We start from the raw sequence: 23099 nt of genomic DNA on the forward strand, positions 1-23099 counted from the left end.
CATAAATGAGAAAACTATTACTATTTATATGCATATGTATGTATGCATTATCGAGCTATGGTCAAACAACTGGAAGCTTTGTCGTAAACGGAGACTTTGATAAATACTATCCGGTGACTTTTGTAGATGAAGGATATTTAAGTAATATGACTACAGAGCTTGAGATTGGACGATCTAATGTTCATATGGACGCCCAATGGCGCGGCTCCTTAAATGCATTATTTAGGTTTCATACGTTCAACTATGGTAATGCTTCCCATTTTATCGATGCCGTCGTTAATCAGTTTAATTTAAGTAGCAGCAATACACTAATTGCAGGGTGGCAAGATGTAACTAATGCTAATGGGGGATAGGAAAATTATTATATGGCTAAGAGGAGGAGTAACTACCTATTTTTATAAATCAAACTACAGCGTAAATCCTACTGTGTACGACGGTGTACAAAACCCATTACCTTATCAACAAACAGGTGGACCGACACACACTTATAAAACAGCCCTTGAGCCTTATGTTAACTCGAAAGGTATGTCCGTCAATCGAAACGCATATTTCAATGGTACTGAATTAAACTATTTTGGTGGAACAATGGGGATTGGTACCCGGACACCTAATGCCACATTAGGTGTTAACGGAAACATACGAGCCAAAGAAATAAAGGTGGAAACCGCCAACTGGCCTGATTACGTATTTGCACCAACCTATAATTTACCTTCTTTACAAGAAACCGAACAACACATCAAAGAAAAAGGACATTTACCTGGTATTCCTTCGGCAGAAGAGGTTAAAAATAACGGAGTTGATTTAGGGGAAATGAATGCGAAACTACTTCAGAAGATTGAGGAGTTGACATTGCATTTAATTGAGTTGAAGAAGGAAAATGAATCGTTAAACACTCGTGTAAATCAACTGGAGAATTCAAAAAAAGAAAAGTAAGCATAAATGAAAAGATACTATTTGTGTATAAGTATTTCGAATTCTAATAGTTATAACCAGTTAAAAGGTAACTGCCGAAAAAACTAAATAAAGATTAATTACAAATTGTTTAAATACATGAAAACATTTAATAGACTACTACTAATAATAATATTAATAGTTGGGAAAGCAAATTGTTATGCTCAGGGAGGTAGTCAGCTTCCTAAAATTATTCCTCCCTCTCCAGAGGCTACTTCTTTGGGTAAGTATGGGGATTGGCCTGTTAGTTATTATACGGGGACTCCAAATATTAATATCCCACTATATGAAATAAAAACAGGCCAACTTTCATTGCCCATTACATTAAGTTATCACGCCTCTGGTGTTAAGGTCGAAGAAGTTCCTTCTTGGGTTGGTGCTGCATGGACTTTAAACGCAGGTGGTTGCATTACAAGAACAGTTGTTGGTCTGGCAGATGAAAAAACGAATGGTTATATGAGTATTGAGCCCAAAGGTAAGAATTTACCTAATAGTTTTAATGTAAATAACGACAATGATTACACTTTTCTTACTAAAGTTGCTGATAATATTATTGACAGCGAACCAGATCTGTTCTTCTTTAATTTTGCAGGAAATAGTGGGAAGTTTTTTATGGATGAGAATGGAGTATTCTGTGCAATGCCTTACACCGGATTTAAAGTAATAAAACATCCTCTTTTTATTCAACCAGAAGGCTATTCATCATATTGGGAAATTGTAGACAATAAAGGAATTACTTACTTGTTTGGTTTAAATTCATCTGCAATAGAAACAACTGAAACTCATAGCAACAACCCAAGTTCAAATCGGGACCCGGAAATTTCATCATGGTATTTAAGTAGAATTATTTCGTCAGATAAAAAAGATACCATCAATTTTGAATATCTAGCAAAAGCAGAATCCTATCATCCTAAGGCGCAGCAAAGTTATATGGCACCATATACTAACCCTACTAATTTAACTCAATCTCTTTTGTCTTATGGATATGGATTTAATTTTAATGCTCTTAATGGTATAAAAATTAGCAATGATGATATAATAATCCAAGGGAACTCTCAACTTAATAAAATTAAGTGGAGTAGTGGAGAGGTTATCTTTTCAGCTCTTACATTAAGAAATGATATTACAGGGAAAGTTCTTGATAGAATAGAGGTCTATAATAGCAGAGGAACTAAAGTTAAGCACTATGATTTTTCTTATACTAATAACACTAAAAGATTATTCCTCGAAAAAATTTCAGAAAAGAGTACGCTTACGGCAGATTTATTAACTCATAAATTTGAATATATTGATGGGCTTCCTGACAGGTATTCAGATGCTCAGGATCATTGGGGGTATTATAATGGAGCATCCAATAATAATTTAATACCTTTTGATGATCTGTTGTTAACATTTTTTACAACTTCTTTAGGAATCCCGGATGCCAATCGTAAACCCAATGAACTATTTATGAAATCGGGAATGTTAAAGAGGATCATATATCCAAGTGGCGGATATACTGATTTTGAATTTGAGGCACATAGATACTATAGGATTGCTGATGGATTTTCAGCAAGTGAACCCGGCTCATACGCCAATACTACAGAAACAATTGAAGCACAAGATATTAATATTGTTCCTGTTCCTCAGTACCCTAAAGAAAGAAATATCACGATCCATAAACAGCAATTTGTAAAAATTGTAGTGGATTTTAAAAATTATCGAAAAGGACCCAGTAAAAAGGCTAGCTGGCTACCTAGTTTTAAGTTAGAGGAAATAAACAGTAATGGAACCACCACAACTTTACTTAGCTGGAATGCTTTCGATAATATGGCCCCCGGTAATTATGTAGTTGGGCCTGATGGGACATTAAACATTCATTTACAATCTGATCAATATTCATTATCACCAGGCAATTATCGGATATCATGTGATTTAACTTGTGGATTTGAACCTTGGGAATGTGGCACTTTTAACCCAATGCCTAGTGCTGTTGCTGCTGTCTCTTATGATAAATTTACGCCCCCTTCACAATCAGTAGACAACTCCATGTTGGCTGGAGGCTTAAGAATTAAAAAAATTAGTGATTACGATGGACAGAGCTCTGTTTCTTTTAATGAACGATCATTCGAATACCTGATGGGGGAAAATAGAAATGGCCAGTCAGTTATTGTATCCTCAGGAGTACTAATCACTAAGCCAGATTACAAGAATATTATACGTCATGATTTTGTCCAAAATACTCCAGAGGGTTATCAAACATGCTTCCATGAACTTTCATTAAATTTATTTTCAAACAGTCAAGCAATTTTAGGTACGACCCAAGGTAGTCATATCGGCTACACAAACGTTAATGAATATTTTAAGAACGGTATAAATGGGAAGAATATATACAGCTACTCATACTTTAGTGATGTATTTAATGATATTAATTTTAGTGATAGTTATAAGTCATTTGGTAGGCCAACCTCAATTTCCCCGACAAGTAATGATTATAAACGAGGTCTGTTGCTAGAGGTTGTAAACTATAAAACAGACATAAACGGTTATCTTCCTGTAAAAAGCACGTCTTTTACTTATTCGATAAATGATAATATTACCAAACCTCACTATGTTAATTTAAAAGTCTTAAAAGTCAAAAGAATTGCTCCAGCCCTTGTATCACAGGGAAGATGTCTAATGTCAGAAACTGATATATTTATGGCTAGACCGTTAGAATTTGCTTATGGCTTTTGCAATTTAAGGTCGTCATGGGTTCAGCAAAAATCAAAAACAGAGACAATCTATGATTTAAATGGACAAAATCCAGTAGTTACCAATACAGAATATTTTTATGATAATCCATCACATATCCAAACAACTCGAACAGATGTCTCGGATAGCAAAGGCAACATTCTAAAAACGGTTAACAACTATCCGCATGAAATGGTGACCCTAGGAAAAGATCCGACTGGGGTTTATCAAAAGATGATTAATCAAAATATTATAACTCCAGTTATTGAGTCTAAATCACAAAAAAACACCATTGACCTGGTTACAACAATCACAGGTTATCGTGACTGGAATAATGATAGTAAAGTTATAGCGCCAGAAGTTATTCAAACTCAAAAATCAGGAGATGTTTTAGAAAATCGTGTCAGATATTATGCTTACAATACTTATGGCAAACCTTCAAGTGTTGCTCAGGAAAATGGTCCGCGGATTAGTTATAAATGGGGCTATAATGGATTGTATCCTATTTCAGAATGTAAAAATGCTTCAGAAAATGAGTATTACTACGAGGGTTTTGAAGATAATACATTATTAGTTTCGGGAACTGGACATAGTGGAAAAAGATATTTCACAGGTGATTTTACAGTGACTTATGCTAAACCAAACTCAAGGAATTATTTAATAAGCTATTGGTATTTGTTGAATGGAAAATGGGTATTTGTTGAAAAAAACTATATGCCTAATGCTTCAAATCAATTATTGCTTGCAGAAGGAGATGCCATCGATGACATTCGGATATATCCAGATGACGCCCAAATGATCACCTATACTTATGAGCCATTAGTAGGGATGACCAGCTCAACAGATGCCAAAGGAAAGACTACCTATTACGTGTATGATGGCTTCCAGCGACTGAAATGGATCAAAGATCAGGATGGCAATATTCTGAAAACAATGGATTATCATTACCAAAACCAATAACATTTACCTAGCATACGAATGATACGATTTTTAACCAAAAGGATGTTGCTGATAGCAGCTATCCTGAACATAACCTGCCTCAGCGTATTTGCCCAGCAGGCTAACGTGAGTTTATCTACTTATACCGGTCAGTCAGAAATCATGGCCAGCCAGAGCATTACCTTGCTTCCAGGCGTAGGCATTCCTTCGGGTAGTAATGTAAGGATTTACATCAGTGGAGCAGCTGCTTACTGTACACCTTTAGCTGCTGCACCGAGCGCTAACCAGAATTACATTCTCACCAACACTATTAAAGTGCCGGGCATTATAGATGAAGCAGGACTAGCCAACCGCAGTACTTGTGAGATCAGTCAGACCATCCAGTACTTTGATGGATTGGGCCGTCCGTTGCAAACGGTACAAACCAAAGGCAGCCCTTTATTTAACGACATTGTCCAGCCGTTTGAGTACGATGCTTTTGGCAGGGAAGCGAAGAAGTACCTGCCGTATGTAGGGGGCACTAACGGAAGCTATAAGACTGATGCGCTAACTGCAGGAGCAGGAGTGGGCAACTTTTACAGCTTAACGGGTCAGAATTATCCATCAACCGGTTGTCCTTTTGCAGAAACCCAATTTGAAGCCTCGCCTTTAAATCGGGTCGAACAGCAAGGAGCAGCAGGTGAAGCCTGGCAGTTATTAAATGCTGCTATTACCGAATCGGGCCATACGATAAAAACAGAATACGGCACCAATGTGGCCAATGAAGTAAAACTGTGGGCCCTGAAAGCGGACGGCACCGGAGCTACTGCTACGGCTACTTTCTATGAACCTAACCAGCTCTATAAAACCACCCTTACTGATGAAAATGGGAATAAAACCATTGAATACAAGGACAAGGAAGGCAAAGTAGTACTAAAACAAGCTGAAGGAGGATTACAAACTCAGTATGTGTACGATGATTTCGGCAACTTGCGGTATGTCATTCCTCCGGCAGTAACAGCCACCACCATCACGGAAAACGACGCGACCTTCAATGAATTGATTTATGCTTACCATTACGATGGCCGTCAGCGGGTGGTGGAAAAGAAAATTCCTGCTAAAGGCTGGGAATTCATTGTGTATAACAAGCTGGATCAGGTGGTGTTAACCCAGGATGCCGTTCAGCGCGCTAAATCGGCTGATGAATGGTTATTTACCAAGTACGATGCACTCGGCAGGGTCATAATGACCGGTTTGTACAAAGACGGAGGGGATATTACTGTCTTGACCAGCAATGTCAAACGTCTTGATCTGCAATCGCAAGTAGATGCTCAGACTAATTTATGGGAAACCCGCACGACAGGCGATTACTCCAACAACAGTTTTCCAATATCTATTTCAGATACCTATACCGTTAACTATTACGATAACTATGCCTTTACCGGAAATCCTTTTGGCGGGCCAACTGGAACTCAGAGCTTAATGACCAGAAGCCTTTTGACCGGAACCAAAGTAAAAGTATTGGATGGCGGCACTACCTATTTATGGACGGTAAACTTCTACGATAAGGAAGGCCGGGTAATTCAAAGCAAAAGCTCCAATTACCTTTCAGGCCAGGATGTGGTGGATAACACCTATGATTTTCCGGGACAGATCCAACTAACCAAACGTACCCATACCGTTTCGGGAAAAGCACCCCTGGAGATCACCACTCGTTATGAGTACGATCACATGGGCAGACGAATCGATACCTATGAAAAGATCGGTAGCGCGAGTGAAGTGTTGTTGGCTTCCTACAAATACAATGAACTGGGTCAGCAGATAAAAAAACAATTGCATTCAGAAAACAATGGCAGTTCATACCTGCAAACGGTGGATTATGCTTATAACGTCCGTGGCTGGTTAAAGAGCAGTACGGCTCCAAAGTTCTCCATGAGCCTGAAATACGAGGATGCTACAGCAACAGCTTACAAACAGTACAACGGTAATATCGGAGAGATGAGCTACACGGGTCCCACCAGCGGAGCCAAAAGCTTCCAGTACAGTTACGATAAACTGAACCGTTTAACCAGCGCCGTTTCTACCAGTAACTTGTTGAATGAAAGCCTGACCTATGATGTAATGGGGAACATCAAATCGCTTAACCGTACGGGCGCAGGTTATGGTAACACTACTTATGAGTATTTAAAGAACGGTGTAAATAGTAACCAGCTGCAAAGTACAACGGGCAATATTGTTTCCAGCTATGGTTACGATGTAAACGGTAACCTACTTACCGATAGCAAAAAAGGAATTGCCTTAACTTATAATTACTTAAATTTACCTAGTACAGTGGTAGTAAATGGTACGCCAAGCATAACATATATTTATGATGCAACGGGAAATAAACTGCGTAAGAGTGTTATAGAGGGGGGAGTTCCTAAAAACACCGACTATATAGCAGGTATTCAGTACAGGGATAATGGAACATTAGATTTTGTTCAGACTGAAGAAGGAAGAGCCATTTCAACAGGAGGTAGTTATAAATATGAATATAATCTTTCCGACCATTTAGGAAATGTAAGAGTAAGTTTTGATAAAACAGGATTGTTACAAGAAGATGAATACTATGCATTTGGGTTAAGAAAGAGTGTGTTTAACGGATCAAGTAACTTGTATTTATATAATGGTAAGGAATTACAAAGTGAGCTAAATCAATATGATTATGGAGCCCGGTTTTATGATCCGGTGTTGGGAAGGTGGAATGTGGTAGATCCGCTAAGTGAGAAGATGAGAAGACATTCTCCTTATAATTATGCCTTTGATAATCCGGTTCGTTTTATTGATCCCGATGGAATGGGACCACAAGATATAATAGTAAACTATTTAAATGGAGATAATAAGGAACAAATTCGTTTAGAGTCAATTAAAGATATTGAAAAGCTTAAAGGAGTTGACAATGGATTTGTACAAGATGTGTATAAAACACTCAACTATCTAAAAGGAGAAAGTGTCTTGAAAGATGCGTTAGAATCTGATTACGATGTGCATGTTCAATTTGCTAAGGACGCTGCTAATTTTGATGACACAGGAGGGAGTGAAAACCTAAAAATAAACTACGATCCATCAGTAGGACTTATGACAGTTGCTAACAGTGAAGCTGGTAAATCGCCAACGGATATGAAGCAATCAGGTAAAGTCCAATCTCCAGCTTTGGGTTTTCTGCATGAACTGGATCACTTTCTTGGTTGGACAAAGGATGAAGGTATTTCTACGGATAAGCTCAGAAATACATCTGACAAATTTTATGGAAATAAAGAAGAACAAAGGGTTATAAACGGTTCTGAAAAAAGTGCAGCTGGTAGGCTAAAGGAACCAACTCGAACTAATCATTATGGCATTCCGGTAAGAACTAATGGACCAACTTCTCGTCAGAAGATTGGTTATACTAAAGACATTGAAAAGCAGTTTGAGATAAAAAAGCTAATCGAGGGAGCTCAATAAGATATGAAAAGTAGGAAGTATGGGTTTATTCTGGTAGTAATTCTAATATTTTGTTTGAATTATAAGGACTGCTTCTCTCAAACGATGGATAGTGTCCGTGTATATGCTGTACATATGAATATATTATATAGATGGAGTCTTACTAAGGCTTTAATACCAGGGGCAGTTGAACCTATAGTGTTAACTGATAGTAATCGACTTAATAAGCTTTATTCATCCATAATAGACTCTGTGAGAACCGGGAAGGGAAAAAAAATAAAAAGCAATTACCCTTTTGATTTAAGACTGTATTTTGAATTTTTTGAGAATGGAATGGTAACAAAAGAAATAGGTTTTACAGCTCAAAACGAAATGTTTGTTAATCGATGTCTTTATCCATATGATAAGCAAAAACTTAAGTGTTTAGATGAATATATACCAGACTTAACAGTTACACTTGGTGTTAAATAATCTGTTCTTGGAAGCAAGCGGAACTAAGTCCAAGTGCGGATTTTGGAGCTGGTGTGATATATAGTTATGGAACTGCTTGAGTATTTTTAAATTAATTCTTCCGCTTAGGTTTATAACCTTGTATATAACGATTATGACCAAAAGTAAGCAGGGGTAGAATTAACCGTTAATACCAACTGATCTTACTTAGTTTTTGTAGGTGTTCAGCGGTAGACTCTCCGAGGAGTTAAGCACAGCGTCTCCTAGAGTATAAATAAAACAAAGGTCTTTAAGATCGGCCAATAAACGCAAAACTCGGGGTAAAACTGGGATTTGAGTGTTTATGCTAAAATTGAGTAGGTTGGTGATAATGAACGATCTTCTGATAATTAAAGAATAGATACTAGCTTATTAATCTGATTATTATATTGTTAATTTTGATGCTGAAATTGTTTCAGATCTCGCTCTTGTTGTTGAAAGTATTAGCCTAAGCGAGACTTTCAACTGCAAATAAAACAGAGGTCTCTGACCGGGATAAAGCATTAGCATCGAATCGTATAGTTGAGATAATGATTTTGTGCTTTTACTCAGTCAGAGATCTTATTTATCTTTTCTGCAATCAATAAAACCATTATCAAATAGGATCTGCTGGTTTTATTCCTTCAGATACTTACAACCTTGTTGTTGAAAGTCTTAGCCCTAAGCGAAACTTTCAACTGACAGGAACCAAGGTGAAAGTATTGGATGGCGGCAACACCTATTTATGGACGGTAAACTTCTACGACAAGGAAGGCCGGGTAATTCAAAGCAAGAGCACCAATTACCTTTCGGGCCAGGATGTGGTGGATAACACCTATGATTTTCCGGGACAGCTCCAACTATCCAAACGCACCCATACCGTTTCAGGGAAAGCACCGCTGGAGATCACCAGCCCTTATGAGTACGATCATATGGGCCGTAAGATCTATACCTATGAAAAGATCGGTAGTACGAGTGAAGTGCTGTTAGCTTCCTACAAATACAATGAACTGGGCCAGCAAATTAAAAAACAACTGCATTCGGAAAACAATGGCAGCTCGTACCTGCAAACGGTGGATTATGCCTATAACATCCGAGGTTGGCTGAAAAGCAGTACGGCTCCGAAGTTTTCCATGAGTCTGAAGTATGAGGATGCCGCAACAGCCTACAAGCAGTACAACGGCAATATCGGGGAGATGAATTATACGGGGCCATCTAGCGGAGCTAAAAGTTTCCAATACAGTTATGATAAACTGAACCGTTTAACTAATGCCGTTTCTTCCGATAACTTACTGAATGAGACCCTGACTTACGATGTAATGGGGAACATCCTGTCATTAAACCGTACGGGAACGGGTTATGGTAACACCTCTTATGATTACGTAAAGAATGGTGTTAATAGTAACCAACTGAAAAGCACAGCGGGCAATATTGAATCTAACTACAGTTATGATGTAAACGGTAACCTGCTTACCGATAGTAAGAAAGCAATTGCCTTAACGTATAATTACTTAAACCTGCCTAATACAGTTACAGGAACTCAAAATATCACCTATATTTACGATGCCACAGGAAGAAAGCTCAGAAGGATAGAAGCGGGGAAGAATAATGATTATGTAAATGGCATTCATTATGAGCAAAGCGGTACCTTAGCTTTCATTCAAACAGAAGAAGGCAGGGCTATTCCTAATGGAAGTTCTTATATATATGAGTATAACCTGAGTGACCATTTGGGTAACGTACGAGTGAGCTTTGACAAAGATCCTTCGACCGGTACAGCACGGGTAATGCAGGAGGATGAATACTATGCATTTGGATTACGTAAAGGTGTTGCCAGCAGTTCCAATAATCGTTACTTGTACAATGGTAAAGAGTTACAGGAAAGTCTAGGGCAGTATGATTACGGCGCAAGGTTCTATGATCCTGTGTTAGGTAGGTGGAATGTCGTTGACCCACTTGCAGAAAAGATGCGCAGGCATTCTCCGTACAATTATTGTTTTGATAATCCAATTCGGTTTATTGATCCGGATGGAATGCAAGGAACAGATATTTGGCAGTTTAATAAGGATACTAAAGAATTGAAGTTGGTGAAAGAAACTAAAGACAAATCTCATACCTTTATTGATCAGGATGGTAAATTACTGTATAAAACCAATGAAACGAAGGCTGATTTGCAAAAAAGAGGAATGAAAGATAAAGCTATTTTTGAAACATTCGTCGCTCTTGGTTCTGCAATAAGGAAGGATGGTGATGCATATAATAATATGAAGGAAAGGGCTTACGAAGAAGGCTGGGATCCTTCAGCAATACAGGATCTAAAAGAAACAGGTGTTCGTAAATTAAAGTCAGACAGGGGTGGATTAGTCGCTGATCTTTTGGTAAGCCGAAAATATGGAAGTGCCTCTACATGGGAAAAAGCAAAGGATGTTTTGGAGGCTCCCGGTAAATTTGATAAAGCCACAGGATCCGATCTGGTTAATGATGTTCAGGATTTCGTTAAAGCCATCCCCGGATTTTTTACAGAGGTTTTGCCTAAAGCTCCTGGTAATTTTGTGGATTTTGCCAATCAGATTAAGGATCAAACTATAAAAAACTTACAAGCAATTCAAAATGGCACATATAAGTTTTAAAAGGATTATTTACTGTTTTTTGATAATAACGTTAATAAGTTGTAATAAGGATGGTTATAAAACATTTTATACACAAGATGGAATAAAAGAAAAAGGAAGAATGGTTAACGGGAAAAAAGAAGGTGTGTGGTATAGATGGTATGAAACAGGAGAACTATTAAGTGAATACCGTTATAAGAATGGATTGGAAAATGGTTTATGTAAACAATGGTTTGAAAATGGGCAATTGCAATCTTATGCTATGTATAAAAATGGAAAGTACATTGACACGATTAAGCGATTTTTCCGGAATGGCCATTTAAATTGCATTAATTATTACGATAAGAATGGGAAACGACAAGGCGAATTTAAAATTTGGCACGAGAATGGACAACTAAGCCAAGTTGGATATTATCTTCGTGGGAAAAAAGACAGTATCTGGCAAACATTTTATAAATCCGGTCCACTAGAATCTGTTAATAAGTATAAATTAGGAAAACAAGAAGGCCATTGGACTTATCTTAATGAAAAAGGAGACACCACCAAAATTGAAGTCTATAAAGATGATAAAATGATTGACAGTTTATAATCTTCAAAGCTCAGTTAATTCCGGGCTTTGTTTCTTATCTTATTTCACCTAACAGCCAAGCCTAAAAAGCTTCGGCTGTTCTTTTTATATTAGCAGCAATAAATGGAATCAGTAGAAAAACTAAAGACCAAAGCCTACAGAAACGAAGAAGAATACCGGTTGCTATTAAAATAAAATCCGGAAATGACCCAATTACAGCCCTTACAGGGCTATGGTACTGTTACGATAACCTTGCCCCCTTGTTGTTGAAAGTCTTAGCCCTAGGCGAGACTTTCAACTGCAAATAAAACAGAGGTCTCTGACCGGGATAAAGCATTAGCATCGAATCGTATAGTTGAGATAATGATTTTGTGCTTTTACTCAGTCAGAGATCTTATTTATCTTTTCTGCAATCAATAAAACCATTATCAAATAGGATCTGCTGGTTTTATTCCTTCAGATACTTACAACCTTGTTGTTGAAAGTCTTAGCCCTAAGCGAAACTTTCAACTGACAGGAACCAAGGTGAAAGTATTGGATGGCGGCAACACCTATTTATGGACGGTAAACTTCTACGATAAGGAAGGCAGTGTAATTCAAAGCAAAAGCACCAATTACCTTTCGGGTCAGGATGTGGTGGATAACACCTATGATTTTCCGGGTCAGCTCCAACTATCCAAACGCACCCATACCGTTTCAGGGAAAGCACCACTGGAGATCACGACCCGTTATGAATACGATCACATGGGCAGACGAATCGATACCTATGAAAAGATCGGTGGCGCTAGTGAAGTGTTATTAGCTTCCTACAAATACAATGAACTGGGCCAGCAAATTAAAAAACAACTGCACTCGGAAAACAATGGCGGCTCCTTCCTGCAAACAGTGGATTATGCCTATAACATCCGCGGCTGGTTGAAAAGCAGTACAGCTCCGCAGTTTTCCATGAGCTTGAAATATAATGATGCTACTATAGCTCTCTACAAGCAATACAATGGCAATATTGGAGAGATGAACTATACTGGGCCATCTAGCGGAGCTAAAAGTTTCCAATACAGTTATGATAAACTGAACCGTTTAACTAATGCCGTTTCTTCCGATAACTTACTGAATGAGACCCTGACTTACGATGTAATGGGGAACATCCTGTCATTAAACCGTACGGGAACGGGTTATGGTAACACCTCTTATGATTACGTAAAGAATGGTGTTAATAGTAACCAACTGAAAAGCACAGCGGGCAATATTGAATCTAACTACAGTTATGATGTAAACGGTAACCTGCTTACCGATAGTAAGAAAGCAATTGCCTTAACGTATAATTACTTAAACCTGCCTAATACAGTTACAGGAACTCAAAATATCACCTATATTTACGATGCCACAGGAAGAAAGCTCAGAAGGATAGAAGCGGGGAAGAATAATGATTATGTAAATGGCATTCATTATGAGCAAAGCGGTACCTTAGCTTTCATTCAAACTGAAGAAGGCAGGGCTATTCCTAACGGAAGTTCTTATATTTATGAGTACAATCTGAGTGATCATTTGGGTAATGTAAGGGTGAGTCTGGACAAAGATCCATCGACTGGCACAGCACGCGTGATTCAGGAAGATGAGTATTATGCATTTGGATTACGTAAAGGAATCACGAGTAGTTCTAATAACCGTTATTTGTACAATGGTAAGGAGTTACAGGAAAGTCTAAGTCAATATGATTATGGTGCACGGTTCTATGATCCGGCATTAGGCAGATGGAATGTCGTTGACCCCTTGGCAGAGAAAATGCGCAGGTCTTCCCCTTATACCTTTGTATTTAACAATCCATTACGGTTCTTGGACCCAGATGGAATGGAAGGAACTGACTGGGTGAAAGTGGATAAATTTACATGGGTATATTAGCATTATGAAAAGAATTGATAAGATAATACTTTATAGCATTTTTTTTATTCCTGTTGCTTTACTTTTGGGTTTCGTTATATGGTCAGCTATTTTCGGTAAACCGCTAGATGAATTAGTAAAAGAGGATGATTTAGGAGAAGAGTTTACTGGTATTGTAGATACTTTGTATCATGAAAAACAAAACCATAATGTGAAAATAGCCGGATTGTCTAATGGCTATAAGTACCAAATTAATGGGAGTTGGGAAAACGAAATAAAGAAAGGAGATTCATTATCTAAGAAGAAAGGATCTTTCTTGTTAAAGGTATATAAAGGTAATGGGCAGATTATTACCTTAGATTATAGAAATACTTATTTAAAAGAGTAATCTATTCTTTGAATTCAGCATTAGCGTCACATCAAAGTTGAAATGAACAAGAGGTTTCAAACCTTAAATAAACACAAAACCCAGCCTACAAGCTGGGTTTTGTGTTTATTGTGGTTACTATTATTTATACGTCAAACGAGTTTTGGCGTGTTGAATCAAACCGTCAAGGGAATACATGATATGGTTTTCATCCTCCATGGGTAGAAAGTTGAATACCTATGAGCAAATTGGAACAGGTAATACTGAAGTTTTACTTGCTGCTTATGCTTATAATGAGCTGGGCCAGCAGATTAAAAAGCAGTTGCATTCAGAAAACAGTGGCATCAGCTATGCACAAAATATAAATTATGCATACAACATCCGCGGTTGGTTAAAGAACAGCAGCGCAGCAAAGTTTTCAATGGATTTGAAGTATGATGATGCCGCTCCTGCATTGCAACAATTCAATGGAAACATTGGAACGCGCTTAATGAAACGTTGACATAACTCCACCTGCTATACCTGTTTTACAATCTCCGGCCGACAATCAGTCTGTTAGTTTACCTGCTACCTTACAATGGAGCTGAAAAATATAAGTTGTATGTTTATAAAGCTGACTCCACGACACTTTACAGTTCAAGTTTTCCAACGGTAACTTCTTCTACCTCTTTTTCGTTTAATCTGGGAACAGCAGGAGAAAAAATCTACTGGAAAGTTGCTGCGATAGATAAAGCAGGTAATGAAAGTGCACTAAGCAAGTTTCGCAAATTTATCGTCAGTCAGTAATTACTTGTTTTTCGCATGAAAAACAAAACAACAACCTATAGTTTATTAGTTGCAGTACTTTTTAAACAAGGTGGATGAAACCATCTACACCCATGTTAATAACGATAAGCCCTGCTTTACACCTAAAATTTCCAATACCTATTTTAGGTTCAGCGCCTGACAAATCAAGTCAACACAGGGTGGTTATAGTGGCAAACTTCTAAACGGTGGTTATGAAAGCTTTTATCCCGACAAGACTTTAAAAGAAAAAGGAGTGTTTAAAAACGGATTAAAAGATGGCGAGTGGAGAAAATGGTACTCATCCGGTAATTTGAAAGAGATAAAGCATTGGAATAAGGGGAGAGATGAAGAGCGATTTATAACATTGGATGAGCAGGGAAGGAAACTGAAAGAAGGAAGAATGAAGAACAAGCTTTTTTACGGTAAAGCCTATGAATATTTACCAAATGACAGTGTAAGTGTTACAAAATATCAGAAAGGTGAGGTTGTCTGTAAGAAAGAGAGTTTAATTAAAAATAAGTATAAGTACTATTATAAAAGGCTATTTGGAAAGAAAGAAAGTACAAAAGTTAGTAATGCATCTACAAAACTAAACTAAATAACATGAAAAAAATTGTATATCTATCATCACTGGTACTACTGGTGACAGTAAATTCATTTGCCCAAACCAATGTATTTCCAACAAGTGGAAAAGTGGGTATTGGCACAACTAGTCCTGTAGAAATGTTACAAATACAGGGCCCTACTACTTCGTTAAAAATAGACCCCGATTTTACTGGTCAATCGGTGGTTATTCTCACAATGGAACGACGTATACACCATTAATTGTTCAAGGATCTGATCTAAGGTTTAATGTTGGGAGTACTGAGAGGTTGAGAATAGATTCGAATGGCAGATTATGTTTTTGCTAAAGACTATAAGCTCCCAGTCTGAAAGAAACCGAACAACACATTAAAGAAAAGGGACATTTATCTGGTATTCCTTCTGCCGAAGAGGTTAAAACTAATGGAGTTGACTTAGGTGAGATGAATGCAAAATTGCTTCAAAAAATTGAGGAGTTGACGTTGCATTTGATTGAACAGAACAAAGCTATTGAAGAAATTAAGTGTGAAAATAAACTATTAAAAAAACTAATAGAGACAAAATGAAAATAATTAAAATAAGGAGATGGTATGGTAACCTGACATAGACGGTAAGTTGTAAGGCATTTAACAATTAATTATAATATATATATCAATTAAATTTTAACGAAAACTATCAACTACTTATTACTTCTAAAATATTTGAGTTGATAAAAATAATCATCTAAATGAAGCGTAATCGATTTAGAATTATAGGAGTCATTTTACTCTTGATAATTACAAGATTTTCATCTTTCGGCCAAACACAAATTAATTATGATCAAGTTGTACATGTAATTCCTCCATTACCCGAAGCAAGTTCTTTAGGCAAGTATGGAGAAACTCCTGTTAACCTATACACAGGACAAGCCAATATTAATATTCCGTTATATACCATCTCAGTTGGGGATATTAATTTACCCATTTCACTTTCGTATGCAACAGGAGGTATTAAGGTATCTGATATAGCGTCGCAAGTGGGTTTAGGGTTTTCCTTAAACGCAGGAGGAGTAATTACTAGATCTGTTGTTGGGCGACCTGACGACATTTTAAGAGGATACTTAGATAAATCCTATCAGGTACCTTCAGGAGCGTTGACTCTTGAACCCTATAAAGCAAATGAAATTGCAACAGGTTTAACGGATAGCGAGTCTGATATCTATTTCTTTAATTTCAACGGGAATACGGGGAGTTTCTTTTTTGACAGAAATGGAAACATACATCATACCTATTTGAATAAGATTAAGTTTGAAGTAACACGTGATACTTATGAGATTACCTCTTTTAAAGCAACTACCGGGGATGGTTTTGTCTATATTTTTGATGTTCGTGAACGACAAACCCACTGTACTGCATACTCTTTTAGTGATAAGATTGATATTCCTGAAGCGTATGGAGCATATGGCTGTAATGGCCCGGAATATACAGGATCATGGTATTTATCTAAAATAATTTCTCCAACAGGAAAGGAATTAAAGTTTGAATATGAGAGTTACGTTCAGGCTCATTATGAAATTTTGGGTCAGCACATGAGATATGTTTTAGATAAGAGCCAGACTTATACTTTAGGAGTAGAAACAAAAAAAAGTTTTAAATCCAAAACAACTATTAATTCTTTGTATGCAAAACGAATTAATAAGATTACTGGCAATGGTGTAGTTGTTAATTTCATAAAAGGTGAGGAACGATTAGACTTGCCTAGCAGCTATTGTCTTAAAGGTATTGAGGTAAACAACAATAGTTCTTTGATTAAAAAGATTGAATTTCAATACTACTATCCCAATGGAGATAAACGTTTGATGCTTCAAAAAGTTATCGATAAAGGAACCTCCTCAACTAAAGCAGATACATATGAATTTGTTTATAATGATGGTTTACCAAGTAGATTATCGTATGCACAGGATCATTGGGGGTATTATAATGCTAAAGTTAATAACATTCTTGTTCCTGATATGATAGTTAATAACGGTAAAATTACAGGAGGAAATAGAGATGTAAATAGTTTGTATTCTAAAGCAGGGGCTTTAATAAAAATTATCTATCCCACTGGAGGAAGAACGGAATATGAATATGAATCAAATGATGCAAATACTTATTTTCCTTATGAAAGAAGTGAACAGCAGGGTTCTGAACTTAGAATAGATGCTTACAATGGTTTTTCAGGTATTAATTGGAGTTCCTGTAATGCTGTTATTGAGCGATACAAAGACTTTACTTTAACAAACAGTGAAATAGTGTCTATAAGTATGTCCTCTCCTGATGATTATGAAACCATTGGTTATTATAATACAGGAGTAGAATGGGAGCTATTAGATTTACAAGAAAATGTTGTGGTAGCAACTAATCAATCCTTTAAAAAACTATATGGAACAGGTAGTACTTATTATTATTCGCTATTTGAAGCAAAGGGGTTATACCTGCCTGGAAATAGAACGTATAGGATAATACATAAAATGAAACCTTGTTTTTATAACAAAAACGCTACTTATTATAGCTTTAATGTTACTTGGACTCATATATTGACCGGAGTGGAGATCGCTGTTAAAGAAGTAGGAGGTTTAAGGTTAAAATCTGTGAAAGATATAGATAACGTTAATAATGTTACATCACAAAAAGAATACTTCTATAGAGCGAACAATGTTTCAACAGGAGTAATTCCTTTTTATCCGTTCTATAATAGTAAATACACAGAAAATGTTGTTATCAAACAATATCTTACAAATATTGAGCTATTTGGGACATACTTGATTGGCAAATCATCACCTTTTTACTTGGGACTCACTCAAGGCGCTTCAGTTGGTTACTCATCAGTAGAGGAGATTACCAATGGAAAATATAAAAATGTTTATGAATTTTCAACCTCCCGTGACTATCCGGATGAATATGATTTTGGAAATGGTACTTTTTTTAATATCACTGAGTCTGATTGGAGAAACACTCTTCTTGATAAACCTTATCTTGAGGTAAGTTCAAATGATAATTACAGGGGCAAACTTTTAAAGAAAACAACCTTTTTAAATAATAATGGTACTTACGTTCCAATAAGAATTGAAAAAAATACTTATAGTAAGACCTTTGGAGATAGTAATCCGGATAATTTTAGTGAACTCTTTCTAAAAGTTGCAGTTACTAAAAATGATAGAATTCAATTCGAGATGATAAAGTCTCCGAGCACATTTATGCCGGCAGGTTTTTATCCTTCTTATATTCTGTATTGGTATAAAAAGAAAAATGGCTATTTAACGCTTGATAAAACGGTGGTAGAAGAACGTGATGGCTTATCCGATAAATGGATGATAACTGAACAGAATTTCGAGTATAATATAAAAAACTTACAGCCTCAAAAGATAACTATCCAATCAAGTAATGGAGAGGTAATCACCAAGTGTTTCAAATATCCTTCAGACATATATTATAATGGAGTTACAGCAACTTCTCCCAGTTCATTAGCATTAAAGAATTTAGTTGATAGAAACATTATCATTCCAGTTATTGAGCAGTTTTCTCAATTATCAAAAGATGGTGTTAACAAATTAAAAGACGCCACCCTGTTAGAATATGATCAAAGTTTGCCAGTAATTAAAACTGTATACAAAGCTGAGTTGATAAATCCTAACACATCATTCGATCCAGCTAACATTGTAAATGGTAATGTTGTAAAAAGTTCTCTTTATAAACCAAACATAAGTGTTAGTTATAATCCAAACTGTAATCCGTTAGAAAAATCGATTAACGAATTGTCAAAAGCGGCATTTTTATGGGATTATAATAATATATACCCTATAGCTGAAGTAAAAAATGCAACTCAGACTGATATAGCTTATTGTTCCTTTGAAGCAGATGGGAAAGGCAACTGGAGCTTTACCGGAACACCTACAGATGATTTAAAAGCTCCGACCGGAACAAAAGTGTATAATATTGCTAATGGAGCTATCAGTAAATCTGGGTTGACAGCAACCACTGAATATGTTGTTTCTTATTGGACAAAGAATACTTCTGCCTTTACGATAACGGGTACTCAGGGTGCTGCAGTTAAAGTAAAATCCTTTAACGGTTGGAACTTATTTGAGCATAAGGTAAAAGGTGTAGCCTCAGTTTCAATTTCAGGAACTGGATTGATTGATGAACTACGCTTATATCCATCTGATGCCCAGATGACCACGTATACTTATACCCCATTAGTAGGCATAACTAGTTCAACCGATGCCAAAGGACAGACTACCTATTACGAGTACGATGACTTCCAACGACTAAAATGGATCAAAGATCAGGAAGGCAACATCCTAAAAGCAACGGATTATCATTACCAAAACCAATAACATCTACCTAGCATACGAATGATACAGCTTTTTAACAAAAGGATGCTACTATTGGTAGTTATCCTGAGCATAATTTGTGCAAGAGCATTTTCCCAACAGGCTAACGTGAGCCTGTCTTCCTATAGTGGCCAATCAGAAATCATGGCCAGCCAGAGCATTACCCTGCTTCCGGGAGTAAGCATTCCTTCAGGCAGCAATGTAAGGATTTACATCAGTGGAGCAGCTGCGTACTGTGTGCCGCTGGCAGCAGCACCGAGTGTTAACCAGAATTACATTCTTACCAATACCGTTAAAGTACCGGGCATTATAGATGAAGCGGGGCTGGCCAACCGCAGTACCTGTGAGATCAGCCAGACCATTCAATATTTTGACGGACTAGGCCGTCCGTTGCAAACGGTACAAACCAAGGGGAGTCCTTTGCTTAACGACATTGTCCAGCCGTTTGAATATGATGCTTTTGGCCGGGAAGCGAAGAAGTACTTACCCTATGTGGATGCAACCGGCAACGGCAGTTATAAAAACATTGTGCCGGGTACAACAGTGGGCAGCTTTTATGCAGCGCCGAATCCAAGCACTTTAGCTGCTAATATTGCTCGAACCGGATATCCTTTTGCCGAAACTCAGTTTGAAGCCTCTCCATTAAATCGGGTGAAACAACAGGGAGCAGCAGGAGAGGCCTGGCAGTTATTAAATACTTCTATTACCGAATCGGGCCATACGATAAAAACAGAATACGGTACCAATGCGGCCAATGAAGTAAAGCTGTGGACCGTTAAGACTGATGGAACCGGTGCGACGGCTACTTTCTATGAACCTAACCAGTTCTATAAAACCACCCTTACTGATGAAAATGGGAATAAAACCATTGAATACAAGGACAAGGAAGGCAAAGTAGTACTAAAACAAGCTGAAGGAGGATTACAAACTCAGTACGTGTACGATGATTTCGGCAACTTGCGGTATGTAATTCCTCCGGCAGTAACAGCTACCAGTATAACCGAAAACGATGTAACCTTCAATGAACTGATCTATGCCTATCACTACGATGGCCGTCAACGGGTGGTGGAAAAGAAAATTCCTGCCAAAGGTTGGGAATTCATTGTGTACAACAAGCTGGATCAGGTGGTATTGACTCAGGATGCTGTTCAGCGGAATAAAGCGGCTGATGAGTGGTTATTTACCAAGTACGATGCGCTGGGCAGGGTGGTAATGACCGGTTTGTACAAGGACGGAGGCAATATTACAGTACTTACCAGTAATGTCAAGCGGATAGAATTACAGGCAAGGGTGGATACCTTAAGTAAGGTATGGGAAAGTCGTCCAACAGGAGATTACTCCAATAACAGTTTTCCAACATCGATTGCGGATACCTATACCGTTAACTATTACGATAACTATGCGTTTACCGGTAATCCTTTTGGCGCGCAAACTGGAACTCAGAGCTTAATGACCAGAAGCCTTTTGACCGGAACCAAAGTAAAAGTATTGGATGGCGGCAGTACCTATTTATGGACGGTAAACTTCTACGATAAGGAAGGCCGGGTGATTCAGAGTAAGAGCACCAATTACCTTTCAGGTCAGGATGTGGTGGATAACACCTATGATTTTCCGGGACAGCTCCAACTAACCAAACGCACCCATACCGTTTCAGGGAAAGCACCGCTGGAGATCACCACCCGTTATGAGTACGATCACATGGGCAGACGAATCGATACCTATGAAAAGATCGGTAGTGCGAGTGAAGTGTTACTAGCTTCCTACAAATACAATGAACTGGGCCAGCAGATTAAAAAACAATTGCATTCCGAAAACAATGGCAGCTCATACCTGCAAGCAGTGGATTATGCCTATAACATCCGCGGCTGGTTGAAAAGCAGTACGGCTCCGAAGTTTTCCATGAGTCTGAAGTATGAGGATGCCGCAACAGCCTACAAGCAGTACAACGGCAATATCGGGGAGATGAATTATACCGGGCCAAGCAGCGGAGCCAAAAACTTCCAGTACAGTTACGATAAACTGAACCGTTTAACCAATGCTGTTTCGACCGGTAACTTACTGAATGAGACCCTGACCTACGATGTAATGGGGAATATTAAGTCGCTAAACCGTACGGGAACAGGTTATGGCAACACCACTTATGAGTATTTAAAGAACGGTATGAATAGTAACCAGCTGCAAAGCACAGCGGGTAATATTATAGCCAGCTATGGGTACGATGTAAACGGTAACCTGTTGACCGATAGTAAGAAAGGAATTACGTTAGCCTATAATTACTTAAACCTGCCTAATGTAATAACAGGAACTCAAAATATCACCTATATTTACGATGCAGCAGGACGCAAGCTCAGACGAATTGAAGCAGGCAAGAATAACGATTATGTAAACGGCATCCATTATGAGCAAAGTGGTACCTTAGCTTTCATTCAAACTGAAGAAGGCAGGGCTATTCCTAACGGAAGTTCTTATATTTATGAGTACAACTTGAGTGACCATTTAGGTAACGTAAGGGTAAGTCTGGACAAAGATCCTTCGACTGGCACCGCACGCGTGATCCAGGAGGATGAGTATTATGCATTTGGATTGCGTAAAGGTATAACCAGCAGTTCGGGTAACCGTTATTTGTATAATGGTAAAGAGTTACAGGAAAGTCTAGGGCAGTACGATTATGGAGCCAGGTTCTATGATCCGGCTTTAGGTAGGTGGAATGCTGTTGACCCGTTAGCCGAGAAAATGCGTAGGCATTCGCCGTACAACTATTGTTTTGATAATCCGATTCGCTTTATTGATCCGGATGGTATGGAGCCAACACCTCGGCAAGCAGCCGCAATGGCTGCGCATGTTTATGGTGATAAAGATGATAAAATATTGAAAGGCGGATGGAAAGTGTCTCAGAGAGAATTTGGTATCACAAAAAACTCAACAAATGGATTAAAATCGCAAGTTTATGAACGTACAAGCAAGGGGATAACAGAATATGTGTACGCAACAGCAGGTACCGAAGATGGTACAGATGCAAAACATGATGGTATACAACCCTTGGGTATATCTAGTCAGTATAAGCTTTCAATGAGCAACGCTAAAAAGATAAGCGATGAATTAGGAGGTAAAATTGAATTAACTTTTACAGGTCATTCATTAGGAGGAGGAGAAGCAGTAGCAAATGCTTATGCCACAGGAAGAAATGCCATAACCTTTAATGCCGCAGGGGTAACTGGATTTACCAGTAAAGCAAATAACCTATCGCGGATTGATGCTTATATCATGAAAACTGATCCTTTAAATGCTATTCAAAATAATGTATTCTGGTTACCAAATGTAAATGGAATAAAACATTATGTAGAACCTCCTGATTTACCATCTTTGTATAACGGGCACAGTATAGATAATATGCTGAAAGCGTTTTACATATATCCTTCAGATTATATAAAATCGAAATAATTC

Annotated in this window: 14 protein-coding genes and 1 pseudogene; all 15 read left to right on the forward strand. The window is 37.7% G+C overall.

The window, feature by feature from the left end; all coding sequences use genetic code 11:
* The first annotated feature begins 5 nt into the window (after window positions 1-5).
* The 15 genes and pseudogenes from SOLCA_RS22960 (at window position 6) to SOLCA_RS07720 (ending at window position 23096) form a co-directional block, all read left to right on the forward strand.
* Entirely contained in the window at window positions 6-353 is a 348-nt protein-coding gene (locus tag SOLCA_RS22960; RefSeq protein WP_157604531.1) for a hypothetical protein, read from the forward strand.
* On the forward strand, window positions 343-933 hold the full coding sequence (locus SOLCA_RS22965) for a hypothetical protein (RefSeq protein WP_052308566.1): 591 nt from the start codon (window positions 343-345) through the stop codon (window positions 931-933). The genes SOLCA_RS22960 and SOLCA_RS22965 overlap by 11 nt, the downstream gene beginning before the upstream one ends.
* A gap of 117 nt (window positions 934-1050) precedes the next feature.
* Window positions 1051-4623, forward strand: coding sequence for a hypothetical protein (locus SOLCA_RS07660; RefSeq protein ID WP_014679872.1), 3573 nt, complete (start codon window positions 1051-1053; stop codon window positions 4621-4623).
* Window positions 4624-4641: 18 nt separating this feature from the next.
* Window positions 4642-8064, forward strand: coding sequence for a DUF6443 domain-containing protein (locus SOLCA_RS07665; protein WP_245536761.1), 3423 nt, complete (start codon window positions 4642-4644; stop codon window positions 8062-8064).
* 114 nt (window positions 8065-8178) lie between these two features.
* Window positions 8179-8514 carry a hypothetical protein gene (locus SOLCA_RS07670; RefSeq protein WP_157604532.1) on the forward strand — a complete coding sequence of 112 codons (336 nt, stop codon included), beginning with the start codon at window positions 8179-8181 and terminating at the stop codon, window positions 8512-8514.
* Window positions 8515-9209: 695 nt separating this feature from the next.
* Window positions 9210-11141: pseudogene (locus tag SOLCA_RS07675) on the forward strand (RHS repeat domain-containing protein); the annotation flags it as partial.
* Between the two features lie 19 nt (window positions 11142-11160).
* A complete protein-coding gene (locus SOLCA_RS22255; protein ID WP_169313281.1) occupies window positions 11161-11709 on the forward strand; it encodes a toxin-antitoxin system YwqK family antitoxin in 549 nt (182 codons plus the stop codon).
* Between the two features lie 504 nt (window positions 11710-12213).
* The gene (locus SOLCA_RS07685) at window positions 12214-13587 is read left to right on the forward strand and encodes an RHS repeat domain-containing protein (RefSeq protein ID WP_014679877.1); all 1374 of its coding nucleotides are present in this window, start codon (window positions 12214-12216) and stop codon (window positions 13585-13587) included.
* A 4-nt stretch (window positions 13588-13591) separates the two neighbouring features.
* Entirely contained in the window at window positions 13592-13954 is a 363-nt protein-coding gene (locus SOLCA_RS07690; RefSeq protein WP_014679878.1) for a hypothetical protein, read from the forward strand.
* Window positions 13955-14129: 175 nt separating this feature from the next.
* Window positions 14130-14435, forward strand: coding sequence for a hypothetical protein (locus SOLCA_RS07695; RefSeq protein WP_174270027.1), 306 nt, complete (start codon window positions 14130-14132; stop codon window positions 14433-14435).
* Window positions 14436-14530: 95 nt separating this feature from the next.
* Window positions 14531-14719, forward strand: a complete 189-nt coding sequence (locus SOLCA_RS23325) for an Ig-like domain-containing protein (protein ID WP_042479505.1) — start codon at window positions 14531-14533, stop codon at window positions 14717-14719.
* 253 nt (window positions 14720-14972) lie between these two features.
* Window positions 14973-15317, forward strand: coding sequence for a toxin-antitoxin system YwqK family antitoxin (locus SOLCA_RS07705; protein ID WP_042479508.1), 345 nt, complete (start codon window positions 14973-14975; stop codon window positions 15315-15317).
* Window positions 15318-15322: 5 nt separating this feature from the next.
* Window positions 15323-15544 carry a hypothetical protein gene (locus SOLCA_RS07710; RefSeq protein ID WP_042479510.1) on the forward strand — a complete coding sequence of 74 codons (222 nt, stop codon included), beginning with the start codon at window positions 15323-15325 and terminating at the stop codon, window positions 15542-15544.
* 484 nt (window positions 15545-16028) lie between these two features.
* Entirely contained in the window at window positions 16029-19658 is a 3630-nt protein-coding gene (locus SOLCA_RS07715; RefSeq protein WP_014679879.1) for a hypothetical protein, read from the forward strand.
* Between the two features lie 18 nt (window positions 19659-19676).
* Window positions 19677-23096, forward strand: a complete 3420-nt coding sequence (locus tag SOLCA_RS07720; RefSeq protein ID WP_245536762.1) for a DUF6443 domain-containing protein — start codon at window positions 19677-19679, stop codon at window positions 23094-23096.
* Window positions 23097-23099 lie beyond the last annotated feature (3 nt).

Origin of the sequence: Solitalea canadensis DSM 3403, from assembly GCF_000242635.2 — a bacterium.
GTDB classification, from domain to species: domain Bacteria; phylum Bacteroidota; class Bacteroidia; order Sphingobacteriales; family Sphingobacteriaceae; genus Solitalea; species Solitalea canadensis.